This window comes from Hydrogenophaga sp. (assembly GCF_022844385.1).
GTDB lineage: Bacteria > Pseudomonadota > Gammaproteobacteria > Burkholderiales > Burkholderiaceae_C > Hydrogenophaga.
In genome coordinates this window covers 1-15,016 of sequence record NZ_JALHLX010000036.1, presented here as the reverse complement: position 1 = coordinate 15,016, position 15,016 = coordinate 1, and the positions used below count along the sequence as shown (strand labels likewise).

6 protein-coding genes and 1 pseudogene are annotated in these 15,016 nt (G+C 69.6%); all 7 read right to left on the bottom strand.

The features are described from left to right. Nucleotides 1-189 precede the first annotated feature (189 nt). On the bottom strand, nt 190-2,151 hold the full coding sequence (locus tag Q0C59_RS08935) for an ATP-binding protein (RefSeq protein WP_291214247.1): 1,962 nt from the start codon (nt 2,149-2,151) through the stop codon (nt 190-192). Continuing rightward, nucleotides 2,148-3,695: a hypothetical protein gene (locus Q0C59_RS08930; RefSeq protein ID WP_291214245.1), complete on the bottom strand. Its 1,548-nt coding sequence runs from the start codon at nt 3,693-3,695 to the stop codon at nt 2,148-2,150. Before Q0C59_RS08930 ends, Q0C59_RS08935 begins: the two co-directional genes overlap by 4 nt. Nucleotides 3,696-3,711: 16 nt before the next feature. Continuing rightward, on the bottom strand, nt 3,712-8,559 hold the full coding sequence (locus Q0C59_RS08925) for a hypothetical protein (protein WP_291214243.1): 4,848 nt from the start codon (nt 8,557-8,559) through the stop codon (nt 3,712-3,714). Nucleotides 8,560-8,588: 29 nt separating this feature from the next. After that, nucleotides 8,589-10,790 (bottom strand): hypothetical protein, encoded by a 2,202-nt coding sequence (locus Q0C59_RS08920; RefSeq protein WP_291214241.1) that lies wholly within the window; start codon nt 10,788-10,790, stop codon nt 8,589-8,591. Nucleotides 10,791-10,828: 38 nt separating this feature from the next. Then, on the bottom strand, nt 10,829-11,779 hold the full coding sequence (locus Q0C59_RS08915) for a hypothetical protein (protein WP_291214239.1): 951 nt from the start codon (nt 11,777-11,779) through the stop codon (nt 10,829-10,831). 4 nt (nt 11,780-11,783) lie between these two features. Further along, on the bottom strand, nt 11,784-14,471 hold the full coding sequence (locus Q0C59_RS08910; protein WP_291214237.1) for a phage tail protein: 2,688 nt from the start codon (nt 14,469-14,471) through the stop codon (nt 11,784-11,786). Continuing rightward, nucleotides 14,471-15,016, bottom strand: a pseudogene (locus Q0C59_RS08905) (putative baseplate assembly protein); the annotation flags it as partial. The gene Q0C59_RS08910 and the pseudogene Q0C59_RS08905, both read right to left, overlap by 1 nt.

Below are 15,016 nucleotides of genomic sequence, written 5' to 3'. Positions count from 1 at the left end.
AAGACGGCTCTCAAGACGCTCACCCGGCATGTCCTCCCTGCCGGAAGCGAGGCGCTCGTCCAGGCGTTCGTCGAGGCGCCCGCTTTCGCGCCTGGGTTCGGTTTCGCCCTCACCGTCGCGGCGACGCCGACGCGGCCCTTCCCGGCCCGGCCGGAATTCGCGCGCAGGCAGCGCCACGCGGCTCATGCCTCAGCCCCCCGGGCCGACAGACAATACCGCGGGCATCTGCTTGCCGAGCTTGCGATACTCGGCCGCGGTGGCCTGGATCAGGCTGACCCAGCCGATGGCTTCGTTGTGCGAGATCGCGCGCGCGGCCAATGTCACGTTGCGGATGTGTCCCCCGGCCAGATCGCAGGCAACCGCCAGGCGATTGATGGCGGCCGCATCCAGCGCATGGGCATCCCCAAGGTGGGCCAGCCACAAGGCGCGGCGCTCTTCCGGGGCAGGGTTGGGAAATTCCAGAATGCTGTCGAGGCGCCGCGTGAAGGCACTGTCAAAACGTGCGCGGCTGTTGCTGGTCAGCAGCACGATGCCGTCGAAGGCCTCGATGCGCTGCAGAAGGTAGTTGGTCTGCTGGTTGGCGAAACGGTCGTTGGAATCCTTCACATCGGTGCGCTTGCCGAACATGGCGTCGGCCTCGTCGAACAGCAGCACCACTTCGGCGTGCTCGGCGCGAGCGAAAAGCTCGCCGAGGTTCTTTTCGGTTTCGCCGATGTACTTGCTGCTGACGCTGGCCAGGTCGACGCGATAGAGCGGCATGCCGAGTTGCGTGGCCAGCCATCCGCAGGCCAGTGTTTTGCCGGTGCCCGATGCGCCCACCAGCAGGGCGCGCACGCCCGGGCGATAACGCGTGCGGGCGGCCGGGCCAAGGCTGTCGGCGAGGCCATCGCGGCGGCGGCAACGCTCGGCCAGCGCCTGCAATTCGCGGTGCAGCGCTTCGGGCAGCACCATCGCTTCGTCGCCAATATCTTCGGGCAACAGCTGCGCCAGGCTGCCCAGCGCGCCCTGCCCGGCGGCGCGCGCGGCACGTGCGACGTGCGCGATACCAAGATCCTTGCTGCCATCACCGTGCCGCAGTGCATGCGCGGCGCGCGCCAGTTCTTCGATGCGTGCGCTGGCATGCCGGTGGCGCAAGGACAATTGATCCGCCGTGGCGGCTTCCACGTCACAGGCCAACCACAGCCCGGCACGTTCAGACTGTGGCGGCACCGGCACATGCCAGGCCGAAATCGCTTCGCCGTCCTTTTCCCAACTGCCTTCCGGACCGCTGGCCACCAGCATGGGCAGTTTGCTGCCCGGCAGGCTGGGCAGTCGGCGGCGCTCGCCCGGCGACAGCTCGGCCACCCACACCGGCAAGGCATCCTGCAGCAACAACCAGGGCAGCAAGCCGGTCGGCGGGTCGCCTTCGATGAAGGCCGCGTGCATACCGAGACCATCGGCAATGGCGGCGCAGGCCGCGCGCGCTTCGCGCGGATGACCGCTGCGGACCACCATCGCCGTGCCAGCCTGCAGGACATCTGCATGCCTTTCGCATTGGGCGAGTATCGACGGCGCCAGCACCGGCAGCGCCGATGCGGGAGCTGCGTGTTTTGCCAGCGTCACACCCGGCCAGCGCCCCTGACCACCCGACAAAGCCAGCACCAGCGGCGTGGGCAAGCGCAAGCGGGCATCCGGCAGCGCGCGCCCCTGCGTATCGAGTTGGAGCAATCCGCAGGCCAGCGCATGGCCATCCAGCAGCGCCGCCAGCGATTGCATCGCCGACAGCCCACGCTGCGCATCCAGGCAGGCAATCAGCCCCAGCGTGGGATACACATCGCGTTGCGGCGCCTGCAACCAGGCCAGCGCGCGGCCGGCGACGACATCTGTATCGGCGGCGTGGCACAGCGCCAGTGCGATGCGCTCGCTGCTGTTGAGCGACAACGCTTCGGCCAGCCGATGCAGCGCCTCGTCCTGCACCGGTGGCGCGGCCTGCCACAGAGTGAGCGCGCGCGACAGATCAAAACAGGCCGCAGGCAAACCCTCGGCTTGCGCGGCCAGCCATTGCGCTTCGGCAGCCGCATCAGCGTCAACCCGGGCGGGTGAGAGCAAGGCAAACAGCCGCGCCGCCAGTGGCGGAGCAAGCGCTTCAGTGCCTGGCGAGACGGCGTTCATGATTCGAATGGCTGCAGGTAATGGAATGTCGCCACGCGGCCCAGCCAGTCCAGCCATCCCGGATCAATATCCAGCGCCGCACGGCGCACGCGCAGATCGGTTTCATGCAATGCAAAGCGGGTATCCAGATGCGTGGCGCTCCACAGCAGTTGCGCATTGCGGCACACCAGACTGGACAGACCGATGCGCGCCACACGCCGCAGGTGGCGACGGCAGGCGGTCAACCACAGCGCGGCCATCGCCGCCGGCGTGATCGCATCTCCTTCCTCGTGCGCAACTGCGATGCGGGCGTCTTGCCACAGTGCAGGCGTCTGCCAGTTCCGTGCATGGCGTGTCGGCGGCGCGGCCAGGCTGGCGGCCAGTGCCCAGGCGGCGTCATCGTCAGGCACATCGAGTCTTCGCAGGGCCTGTGACAGGATCAGACCGCACAGTGGCGCATCCGGGTGCTGCGCTTGCCAGTCGGCGAAGCCCAGCCGCGCAAGCACATTCAGCAGACACAGCAAGCCACCCGCCTGCGTGGGCAGCGCTGCATCGAAGGTTGGCTGTGTGATCGGATCAAAGGCCTGCGCCAAAGGTGTTTCGCCGACGGCCGTGTGTGCAGCGAAATCGATTGGCGATGGTGCAGCGACGGGCAATGCTTGTGCGGCGCCTGCGACCAGGTGCGGAGGCAACGCTGCTGAAACCGGCGCGGTCCGTTCGACACGCCACTCGCCGCCATGCTGTGGGACGCTGTCTGCATCCAGCAAGGGTGCTGCTGCATCGCTGGCGATCTGCTCGGTGCGCACCACCCTGACGGATGCATCCAGCATCGCCTCGGGCAACCACTGTGCGGCGCGCAAAACAGCATGCAACCACACCGGGCAGGCGCAAGGCAGCAGCATCTGGCGCGATTGCCCGGCAGCACTGCGCCCCATGTAGCGCAGCGTGTGCGCCGACGGATACGCGTCAGGCTGCGGCATGGCATCCGCCACATACCGCTGCGCGCCACTGTTCGCCAACAGCAACCGCGATGTCTCCTCCGGCATGTGGCGGATCAGCCAAGCGGCGTGACCAGGGGCAACGATGTCGGCCACCAGCGCGGGCAGGCTGACCGGGGCGGTGGCTTCCTGGGCGAGTACGGCAATCACGCTGTGCAGGAAGTCATCGTCGCTGGCATCGATCTGTACGCCGTGCAGCGCAGGGCGCCAGAACCACGCGGTCAGGCTGCGGCCTTCGGCGCGGCGGCGCACGGCAGCCTGTGCAGCCTGCAGGCGGCTGGCAAAGAACACAGCAGGGGATTCGGCCGCCGACCCGTGCTCACCATGCACCCAGCTGCCGCCTGCGGCCAGCAGGCGTTGTTCGATCAACAGCGACAGGCTCTGAGACGACAGATCGGCCGGCAAGCGTCCGAGGTGAAGCTGGCGCACCAGCAGCAAGCGTTCACCGGTGTCGGGCAGGCTGGCACAGCGCAACGCATCTTCGAGCCGGTGCACCGCGTGTACCGCGGCCTGCGCACTGGGCGCTCGCAGGTGCAGATGCTGGACGGTGCGGTCGGCGGCGCCCATGGTGGAGGGGCTCGGATCAGACCTTGAACAGGCCGGTCTTGCGCGCCGAGGCGCTGCTCAGCACCTTGGCCTGGTCGAAGTGCACGCGCACGTCGGTGTCCAGGTCGATCTGAACGCTGCTGGTGTGCACCAGCCGGGCCGACACCTCGCCCTGACCCACGTCTTCCACCATGGCACGCGCCATCAGGGTGTTTCCCTTGTAGATCATGGCCTGCATGCCCACGCGCAGGCGGCTGCTGTCCAGCGCGGTGAGCGGGATGCGGCTGCCCACGCGCACCGCCGTGGCAGGCCTCGGCAGGCGCCCGGCCACGATACGGCCCACCGGCGCGTGGCTGGCCAGCAGCAGCGCCATGCGCACCACGTCGTTGACGAGCGCCACCGCTGCCTCGTTGGTCGGCGGCACCTGGTCAAACAGGAAGTCGACGTAGGCCTGCATCTGCCGCCGGTCCACATAGGGGATGCTGCTCCAGCGCGGCAGACCGCCGAGGTTGCGCAGGTTGGGCGCTTCATCAAACTGCGACAGGACCTCGGCCCATTCCAGTCGCACCGCCGGCAGCACGCCGGAAAACTCGGCGTGCAGGCAGGCGCACACGCCCGCGATGCGCTCAAAGAGTTCACTCGCGCGGCGCGACACCTCACCCTTTCCGTGGTCGCCATCAATGATGTCACCCAGCGAGATCACGGCCTGCGCTTCGCGCTGCACTGTCTGCCACGAGTTGGCCGAGAGGCGCTGGATGTCCAGCCGCTGCACCGCCTCGGCGCGCACCGCAATCGCCTGCGTCTGTCGCACCAGCATCTGACCGATGTGCACACCGAGCTGGCCCGCCGTGGCGGTGAACGCGGGCATCACGCGCTGCGTGATCACGGTGCTGCGCAACTGCGCGCTCTGCAGCGTGCGCAGCAGCAGTTCGGGCCGGTCGATCCTCTGCAGGATGGCCGGTGCGCCCACGAAGTGCGCCGCCGGTGCCTCGCGCAACACCTTGAGCATTTCGTCGAGCTCGTCGGGCACGTCGTCGTGCTCGCGCAGGCAGGCCGGCACGGGCGCTTCGAGCAGGCCGGGGTCGAGCACACGGCGTGGTGTGGCCAACAGGTTGCTGGTCTCGCGCGGACGCACGAAGGCCAGGTACTGCACTTCTTCGGCCAGCACGCGGGTGCGCCGCGCGTTCACCGCCACCACGCGGGCCTTCTCTTCTTCAAGCAGCGCGCGCGCCACGCCCACGTCGTGCCGCGCTTCGGCCAGGCGGTCGTCGGCCTGTCGCAAGCGCATGTCGACCGAACGGATGTGTCCTTGCAGCGCGGCCAGGGCCTGCTCGCAACGCGTGAGCGCGCTGCGGTAGGCAGCCAGCCGGCCTTCGAGGTTGCGCAGGATGGCGATGGTGTTGTCGGACAGCGCCACCGTCTGTGTGAACAACGCGGATTCGTCGGCATCGGTGATGGTCGGCGCCACCAACAGCTGTGCGAGGCGGTCGTTGTTGCCGTCGAAATAGGCCAGCGGCCGCCGGGGTGATCCGTCGGCCGAGACGGGTGCGCCCTTCAGGAAGGGGTCATCGGGCAGCCCTCCGATCTGGAAGTCCTTGAACAGCGCGGGCTCCGTGCCGTTGTCTTCGGTGGTGAACTGTTTGAGCAGGGCCAGCAGTTCCTTGACGGTGCGTTGCCGGTTGGCCAGCGCGTAGTCGCGCGCCTCGGTGGACGGTGGCTTCTTCAGACGCTCGGCGATGGCTGCGGTGCGCACCTCGCTCAGCCCCAGCACCGGGTTGGCATAGACGATGTTCGCCGGTGCGCTGGGCGCCGTGAGCAACTGGATCTGGCTCTTCTGCACCACCTGCTGCACCGGGCTCACGAACGCCATCTGCTGGAACGCACCCGCCAGCGCGCGCGACACCGGCGCCGGCGCGGTCGCAGGCGGCGTGATGGCGCCAGCGGGTCGCGGTACCTTCACCTTGGTGATGAACTCCTTGATCTGCAACTGCACATTGAGCGCACTGTCGGACTTGGCGATCGATGCCAACGCGGGCGAGATGGCCAGCCGGCTTGCGTCCGACGTGGTCATCATCATCTGGCGGATGCGGTGCAGGTCCACCTGCATGTGGGTGAAGCCGAAGTCGGTGAGGTCGTCGGCGCGGTCGATGCGCGCGCGCAGGTAGGCCATGAACCCTTCAAGCCCACGCAGCGGCAATTGCGCCTGTTCACGGTCCGACAAGGCGGCGATCACTGGATCGGCCATCAGGCCGGCGACCGCGCTCGCCTGCCCCACGCGCGCGGCCGGTGTGGGCTCGATCATCTCCAGCGCCGACAGCCAGCTCCAGCTGCCCACCAGACTGGCGCCAGCGGGTGCGGTGCCCGAGAACCAGACCGTCTCGGCGCGTATACCGGGTGGGCTGGTGGTGGCTTGCGCGATCTTGCCGCAGGCGCCGAAGGCCGCACATCCATCGAACAGGGTGAAGGCGATACCGTTGATGGCAGCCGTGCCGATGGCGAGTTCACTGGCCGGCACCTCCAGGCGCACCCACTCACCCAGCCGTGGCAAAGCGCCCTTGGGCTTGCGGCTCGGGCTGTCGTTCACACCCCAGGCAATCAGGTCTTCGCCCCAGTAGGCGCGGCGGCCATGCTCGTTCCAGTTGGGCCCCACCTTCCACTGGATCATCACCTCGCGCGGCGGGCGGGTGGCATCGAGGTAGACCCAGACGAACAGGTTGTCGGTGGAAGCGATCGCACTCAAGGTCGCGCTGGCGCCTTCGAGGTAGTGCTGGTGGATGCCGGGCTGCGCCGCTTCCACATGCCCGCCACCGGTCGGCACCAGCGTGGGCTGCGTGGGTTGCAGGCCATCGTTGAGTTCGAACGGCGCCCACAGGTCGTTGTGCGAGAGCAGCAGCCACGGCTCGCTGCCATCTTGCCGCGCGCCGGGGGGCAGGACATGGCCAAACCAGGGGCGTTCGCCGGTATCCGCCGGTTGTCCGGCGGGCACCGGTGGCTGCGCGCCCGTCGGGCCGAACGCAGCACGGCCGTCGAACAGGTCGAACGACACGCCGTTGACCGGTACGTTGGCCAGTCCCACCTGGGTGCTCGGCACTTCGAGGCGCACCCACCGGCCAGCGGGCGGCAGCTTGTCCACATGAAAATGCCCAGGCACCTTGAACGGGTGTGTGCCGGTGGCCGGGCGGCCCCAGGTCAGCAGCGGCTCACCCCAGTAGGCGCGGTGCGCCCAGCCGGTTGCGTCGCGCCACTGCAGCATCAGGCAGCGCGGCGGGTTGTCCGGGTCCAGGCAGACCCAGGCGTACATGACCTCGGCGGCGGTGGGTGTGAAGGGCTGCGGTGCGCTATCGAACAAGTGAGCGTGTGCGCCGGGTTGCAGCGTGCTCACATGCCCGCCACCCATCGGCGGCGGGCCCCAGGGTTCCAGGCTTTCTTTGTCCAGCGCCAGGGGGTCGTCGTCCAGCTCGGGCACCGTTTGCGCCCGCCCGGTGAGCGCGCGCACCAGGTGTGCCTGCTCGTGGCGCAGGCCTTGCCGTGCACCCAGCTCGCGCGCGCGGCGTTCGGTGAATTCCTTCAACGCTTCGGCAAACGCCGGATCGGGCACCTCGGGCTGCAAGAGCCTGGCCTCCCACGAGGCCTGTGTCACCGGCACCAGCAGGCGCAACCGCTCGGGGGCCGACATGTCGAAGCTGGCCAGCGGCGCGGCCTCGCGCATGGCCAGGTCAAGCTGTTCGATCGGCACCGGCACCGCGTCGAGTTCAAAGCCGGGCGGGAAAAACGGGCTGCTGAGCATCGGCTGCGTGAGCACGGTGGAGAGGTCGAGCGCGCTCCTGGGCATGAGGCCGCACGGCGGCAGGCGCAGGTAGGGATCGGCCAGCACGTTGGGCGCGGGCAGGGGCTCGGGGGTTTCGGCCATCTGCTGCGCAAACTGCTCGATGCGGGCCTGCCACAGTGCCGGCAGGCGGCTGTTGGCGCCCAGCGCACCCCCGGCGAGACGCTGCAGACGAGCTTCTTTTGCGCGCCCGCCCTGGCGCACCACCGACGCGCGGTCCACCCACTGCACGGTGCCGGTCTCGCTCAGGCCCACCAGGGCCAGCGGCACGCCCCAGTCTTCCCACGGCAGCGCTTCGCCATGGCGCAGCGCGGCCTCGGCGTCGAACACGGTGTGGGCCAGCGCGTTGCGCAGCCGCAGCGTGGTCAGCGGCAATGCGCGCCACTCCACCGGCCAGGGGTACCAGAGCAGGCGCGCGCCGTCGTGCATGCGCCAGTCTTCGAACGCAGCCACCGGGCTGTCGGCGTTGTCGCCTTCGCCGCAGGGGCAGCGGTCGCATGGGTCGTTGGGGTCGAACTCGGCCGTGTCCACCAGCACCGGCTGTAACAGGAGCACCCCCACGCGCGGCCAGCGGCTGCCCGCACTCGAGCGCAGGTCGGCCAGGGTGATGCCATCGGGCACGTCGCGCGGGTTCACCAGGCCCAGGCCATCGGACTCCAGCGCCTCCCCGGGCCCGCCGCCCTGCACCTGCAGCCAGGCCGGTGGCGCCACCACCGGCAGGTCATCGAGCAGGCATTCGGTGCGGCGCACCAGCACCACGTCCTCACCGCTCAGCGCCAGGCCCTGGCCGGGTTCGATGAGCAGGCGCTCACCGCCCGAGCCGGGCAGGGCAAACACCTCCAGCCCACGCACGACACCTGCGGTCAGCGAGCGTGCGCGGTGTTGCAGGTGCCCGGCCTGCCACGCCTGTCGCCCCTGCAGTGTCGCGTCGGTGAGCGTGCGCCCGGCAAACAGGTTGGGCCGGCGCCGCCAGTCGGTTGCGGCGCGGCTGGCGTCTTCCGGCGACAAGGCCACCACACGCTCACCCTGCAGCGGTTGGTCAATGCGTTCGATGCTCACGTCGGTTCTCCCGGGTGAAGTTTGCAGACTCAGGATTTCTTGCGCGCCGGCGACTTTTTCGCCGCCGCACGCGGGGCCGCGACACTGCGCGTCGGGCGCGTGACGGTGTTGGTCTTGGGCCGCCATTCGTCCACCGTCTTGACCAGTTCACGCAGGGTGTCGGCGTCCATCGGACGCCGGAGTTCGGTTTGCAAGTACTTGTTGAGCACGTCGCTGGCGATCGGCTCCAGCAGGCTGTTGGCCACTTCGGTCACCAGCGCCGGGTCCTTGATCGATCCGTCGCGCTGCACGTGTTCCAGCATCAGGCCGAGCGCGGCGGCGCTCAGCACCGGCGAAGCCTCATAACGCTTGCTTGCGAGCAGTTGCACTTCAGCGGTCAGGGCCTTGGCCGACGAGTTCTTGAACACCTCGGCCCACACCTCCACCAGGCCCAGGCTGTCCATGCGCTTGGTGACCCGTTCTGCCTGCGTGCCCTCGTCCACCGGCTGCACGTTCCAGGCCACGCCACTGGCGATGCCCAGGAGCTCCGCCGCAGGTATCGGCGCCCGGCTCTCACGCTGGATCAGCGCCCACAGCGCTTCGTTCTTCTCGGGCTCTCCCAGCACGGCCGCCACCCCCAGCACCTGCGTCTTGTCCAGTGCGGGTTTGCCGGTGAGCTGTTCGGTGGTGGCAATGGCGTCGGTGAGCAAACCCAGCGCAGCGGCGGTGAGCACCGGCGACTCCAGGTAACGCTTGCCCGCGAGCAGGCCGATGACGGTGCTGGCCGCCGCCGGCGTGGCAACTTTCAGCACCGCCTCGTACCGCGGCGTGAGGCCCAGCTTCGCAACGCGGGTGTTGAGGTCGAGCTCGATCACCCGCTCGTCGTTGCCCGTGATCTCGCGGTAGCTGCCAGCCAGGTCATCACGGTAGGCCAGGTGGCGCCGGCGGACGAACCACAGGTTGTTCAGCCGCGCCAGGCGTTGCCATTCGGCATCGGCCGGGCCCAGCTTCACGATCTGCAGTGCTTCACGCGGCAGGCGCAGCTTCTGCAATATCTCGAACGGGCGGCGCTGCGCGATCAGGTTGGGCGCAGCGGGTTTCACCACGCGCTGGGCCAGCGTGGCGCCCTGCCCCACCCGCGCCGCCACCGCGCGCCACTCCACGCGCGGCACCGGCGCCAGGATCATCACGGCGGTGGAGTCCAGCGACTCGGTGGGCGCGGTGAGGTCGATGGGCTGCAGTGCCAGCGCTTCTTCAATCAACGCAGGCAACTCGTCCTCGGGAATGATGGTGAAGTCCACATCCACCTCGGCCGGAAAGTAGTTCTGCGTGAAGTCCTCCGCGTTGATCACACCCGCTGGCAATGGGCCGGCCGGCGGCAGCGCGGGAAAGTGCGTGATGGCCGGAAAACCGCGTGTGCTGCCGGGTGGTGCCACATCGGCCAGGTGGGCCTGGTGCTGCATCAGGTGCGCCAGACGCAGGCCGCGTGGCGCAAAACCCAGGCCCGGCAGGTCGCCCCGGTCAGCGCCGAGTTCGCGGCGGACCATGGCTTCGTCGATCCACACCACGGTGTTGTTCTGCAGCGCGATCATGGCCAGCGGCAACACATTGGCCGACACACCGGCCGAGGTGCCCTGGGTGAAGATGGCGCGCGCAGCCCGGCCGCGCCGCGCGTCCAGCGCATCGGTGCCGCCGTCGTCCTGCCAGGGCACCAGCACCACGGCCGTGGCCTCGATCACGTCACCGTCTTCCACCGTGCGCTGGCCAGTGATGGAGGTCGGGTAGGCACCGATCGGGTTGGCGGTGAACTCCACCGGGCGCAGCGCCAGCACGAACAGACCTGTGCGGCTGCGCAGCGGCGGCTGCGGCAGGCGCGAGAGACCGAAGCGCGCCGACAGCTGCTCGGCAACCGGCAGGTTGGCCAGCTGCACGTCGATGTTGCGCGGCAATTGCACCAGTTCGCCCGAGGGCGTCACACCATGCCCGCTGGAAACCACCAGCGTCTGGGGCTGGCCGCCTTCCTGCACAAACAAGCCCGTGGCCACGCCGCTGCCCGCGGCCTGGCCCAGGTCGGCCTCGCGCGTCAAAAAATACTGCTGGTCGCGGATGAGGTCGCGCGCGGCGAGAAAACGACCGTCGAAGTAACGTGGCCGCCCACGCCGGTGGTCTTCGATCAACACGCCCGCGTCGCGCAAGGTCTGCACCTGGCTTGAGGCGATCGGCTCGCGGGCGGTGCTGGTGGTGAGGTTCATGGCTTGCTCCGGTGAAAGGTTTGACATGCATGGCTCGCTCAAAGTCCAGTCCAGCGCGCGAGCACGCCCAGACCCGGCAGAAAGCGGCGGCTGTGGTTGTCCACCAGCACCGCGCTGCCCTGGCGCACGGCAGGGTCTGTGGGCTCCACGGGGATCAAAACGCGTGCGATGAACACCGCGCTGGCGTCCACCGTGGGTGGGTGTTCCGGGCCACGCGGCAGTTCATCGGCCGTGCGGTGGTAGCCGTTCAGCACCGCGTCTTGCAGCGCGGCGCGGCGTGCGGCCGCGTCGGCGGCGGGGTTGTCCATGGCGGCTTCGCGCGCCAGCGCTTCTTCGGCGGTTTCCTGGTCCACCGGCAGCGTGAAGGCACCCGCGCGCAGCGGCAGGCTCAGACCGGTGTCGGTGAGGTTGCGGCGCGGCACCAGATGCAGCTCGTAGGCATCGCGCAGGCGCGACACACTCACGGCGTTGAGCGCATCAAACGGGCCACTGGCAAAGGCCGGCGTGAGGCCCCGCGGGCAGGCCGCGAAGCGCAGGAACACATCGGCCACCACGGCGCGCGCAGGCAGCGCCACACCCGCTTGCGCGCGCGCAGAGATGAACCGGCCCGGTGTGGTGTAGTCGGCCTGCTGCAGGTTGCTGCGCGCGGCCTCGGCGTCCCACCAGCGCTGCACGCGCAGGCAGGCCGGGCGCGGCAGCTCGATGATTCGGCCCAGCCGGTCCAGCGCGAGACCGGCGTTGACCTGGATCTCTTCGGGCCCGGTGGCGGTCTCCGGGCGGTGCTGCACCCGCAACCCCGCCAACGTGCCGCTGCCGGCCACGGCACCCAAGGCGCGCGCGAGCTGGCCACGGTGGTAGGTCTGCTCGTCCAGAAAATCCTGCGCGTCCAGCAGCATGCCGGTGGCGTAAACCGGGCGCTCTCCCAGTGGCTGACGCGTGAGCGGGTCGGCAGTGCTGAAGGTGGTGGCCGTGTTGGTTGAGGACGTCATGGGGTCACTCCTTGCGGGGGCGTGGTTTTCTGCTGCGTGGAACGGAAAGCGGTTGGACAACGTCGACCGGCGGGGGCGCGGCCTCGCCGCGCAGGCGCGGGTCCAGCGTGGTCGGACCGAGCACGAAGTCGCCACCGCCCAGCACCGAACGCTGCACGCGCACCGGGCGCGGCGGCACGGCACGCGCCAGATACGAGTCCACCCCCGCCAGGCTGGCCACGCCCAGCATGAAGGGCCAGCTCGCGGTGGCCACACGCACCTGCACATGCGCGGGCGACTCCTGGGCCACGATGCGGCGGATGAGTCCGATGTCCACCTCGTCCACCTCGCGGTGCACCAGCACCGTGGCTCGGTGCGCGAGGCGCCCATTAAAGTCGGCGATGGCCTGGTCTTCGCTGTCGCTGGTGGCTTCTTCGCGGTACAGCGCCATGAGCTCGGCGCGCGCCTGGTCGCCCAGCACCAGCGTGTCGCCCACCACCGAGTTGCCGCTGACCTGCAGGCCCGGCAAGAGCGGGTCGTCTTCATCGGCGAGGTCCACACCCAGCAGCGTGGCGAGCAGGCGGCGCAGGCGGAAGTCTTCCAGCACCACCACCTCGCCGCCGCTCACGGCGCCGCCGGTGGCCACGTCCAGCGCGAGCGCCAGCCCACGGCGCGTGCCGTGCCAGCGCGCCAGCTCGGGCGCGGCCTGCAGCCAGGCGCGCCGGCGTGCTTCGGGCAGGACCGGGTCAAAAGCCAGGCCAACCCAGTTCGCGAGCCAGTCCAGGTGCCCGGCTGGTGTGCTGGTCGGGTCGGAGAGCAGGTGCGCGTGGGCCACGCGGTCTTCGAGCTGCGTCAGCACCCCTTCCACATTGGCCAGGCTGCGCGCCAGAAAATCGGCCGGCGAGGCCTGCGGCCGGAACACGCCGATCGAGTGGCCATCGAGCAGCAGACGCCAGCAGCGCGCGCTGCCGCCGTCCTTGAGCAGCCAGCTGCGCCCGGAGCGTTCCACCACCACTTGCGCACCGTCACTCAGCACGATGCCGCCGGTGGCCAGGCGCAGCAGCAGCGCCACGTCGGGTGTGCCACCCGCATCAAGACCTGCGGCGTAGCCCTCATCGATGCTGTCCAGCCGTTCGCCAGGCTGTTGCGCTGCATCGCCGAACAGCGTCTCGCGGTAGATGCGCGGGAGGTAGTGCTCGGCGTAGTTGAAGCGGCTGGCCCAGGCGCGCAAGGCCACCACCTCGGGGCTGGCCCGGCCATCACCGTGCAGGCTCAGGCGCACCCACAAATAGCGGCCATTGAGCGAGCGCACCACTGTGCGTGCGTTTTGCACCAGCACCGAAAACAGGCCGCGCAGACCGCGCTGCGGCGGCCACGGCGCGAGCCCTGGGTGCGCCGGCAACTCGGAAGGCGCGGGCTCCCACACGGCGTGCGGCACATGAGGGCCGGACGCAACGGGGTCGATGGCGCGCACATCGCGGCCAAACGCATGCGGGTGCCAGGCGTCCAGCCGATCGGGTGCGGGTGGCTGCGGGTCGTTGGTGGCGGCGAGCCACACCACCACACCACAGGCTGGCGGAAGGCTGGCCTCCATGAACACACGGTGCCAGGTGGTGGCGGGTGTGCCGCTGTCAATGAGTTGCGCACGCAGCTGCCCACCCCCGGTGGTGAAACTGGCTGCGGTGCCGCTGCGCGCGAGGTTGGGCAAGGCCAATGGAAAGAGCGGCTCGGCGGCATCCTCGCGCACGGGGTAGTGCGCCACGCCGTCGGGCCGGTGCACAAACGGCGCCTCGCGACGGTCGCTCGCCAGCGGGTACACCTCACCGAGTGCGGGCAGATCCCCGGCCGGGCTGTCGTCGATGGCGAACGCAGGTGCGTCGACGCGGCCCGGCATGCGCACAGCGATGCGCCCTTCGCCGATCCACGTGAGCGCATGGGCATGCCATGCGCCGCGCAGCAGGCGCATGGGGCCGGGTGTGCGGGTGGCTTCATGCCAACGCCGCACCCAGGCTTGGCCCGCTGTGTTCCAGCCCATGAGCAGCAAACCACCTGAAGCGTGGCAGGCCAGCGCCAACGGTTCGGCCACACCACTCCAGCCGTCATGCACCACGCTCAAGGCGGGCGCGCGGCAGTTTTCCGGGTCGGGGCGGAACACGCCGGGGGCGTATGCGTCGGTGGCCGGTGTCTGGCTGGGCAGCGGACAGCCTTTCAAACGCGCCAGCCGCCCACTGCCGCGCTCCAGCACCCACACGCCGCCGTCGGGGTGCGCGGCCAGGCGCCAAGGGGCAAAGCCGGGTTCGGTCACATCGACAGCGGCCCAGCGCCGACGCAGATCGTGCAGGAGCACACGCCCGGGCAGGGCCACGAAGAGCACACCATCACCGCCCACACACAGGTCGGTGGGCACGGCGTCCAGCGGAAGCGCGATCGCCGCCTCGGGCAGGTGGGCGCTGCGCACCACGATGGCCTGGCTGGGTGCGTGCCAGCTGCACACCACACCCTGTGCATCGAGCGCGCGCGGTACCTCGTTGAGTGCCAGCAGCGCGGCACTGCGGCTGGCCACCGGGTCAGCGGGCGCCTCCAGTTCACGCTGGGAAGCCAGGCACAACGCACTGCAGTCGGCGTTCCAGCGCGCGTGCCCACCGCCCTGCCCCAACGTGGGCCAGTGGGCAGGCGCCTGCAGCGACCAGAAGCGGGAGCCGTTGGCGTCCATCAGCAGAGCTCCGGTACCACGGGCACGGCCACGGCATTCGCCTGTGCAAACGGGTTGGGCAAGGCACGCAGATTCGTCGGTGCTTCCGCGCCTTCCACCACCACGATGGACAACAACTCGGGCAACTGCCAGGGCTGCAGGTTCAGCGTCTGCTGGGCGCCGGCCTGGTTGCGCGGCAGCAGCGCCCAGTCTTCCTGGCCAGCCGCGCCCTGGCGCACAAACAGCTGCAACCCGGTGACCTCGGCCACGCCGGCCACGCGCGAGACCTCCACCTCCAGTTCGCGTTCGCGCACCGGACGCCCGAGCGCCCAGCCTTCACCATCGAGCCCACCGGGGGCCAGCGGCCAGAGCAGGCGGCGCAGCGCTTCGCGCACCTCGTACAGCAGCTTGTCGCGCGCAAACCCCTCGCGCAGGCGCAGCGCCACCGACAGGCCCAGCGGCACGTATTCGCAGCCGATCACATACAGCTCGGTGGCCAGCGGCACACGCGCGGACAGGTGGGCGTGCACGCGCTCGATGAAGGGCCGGTCGGGCCGCGGGTTGGG

Bases quoted from the DNA above. Each gene is read 5' to 3' on its own strand.
- Q0C59_RS08935 (WP_291214247.1), bottom strand. From the start codon at position 2,151: ATGAACGCCGTCTCGCCAGGCACTGAAGCGCTTGCTCCGCCACTGGCG.
- Q0C59_RS08930 (WP_291214245.1), bottom strand. From the start codon at position 3,695: ATGGGCGCCGCCGACCGCACCGTCCAGCATCTGCACCTGCGAGCGCCC.
- Q0C59_RS08920 (WP_291214241.1), bottom strand. From the start codon at position 10,790: ATGAACCTCACCACCAGCACCGCCCGCGAGCCGATCGCCTCAAGCCAG.
- Q0C59_RS08915 (WP_291214239.1), bottom strand. From the start codon at position 11,779: ATGACGTCCTCAACCAACACGGCCACCACCTTCAGCACTGCCGACCCG.
- Q0C59_RS08910 (WP_291214237.1), bottom strand. From the start codon at position 14,471: ATGGACGCCAACGGCTCCCGCTTCTGGTCGCTGCAGGCGCCTGCCCAC.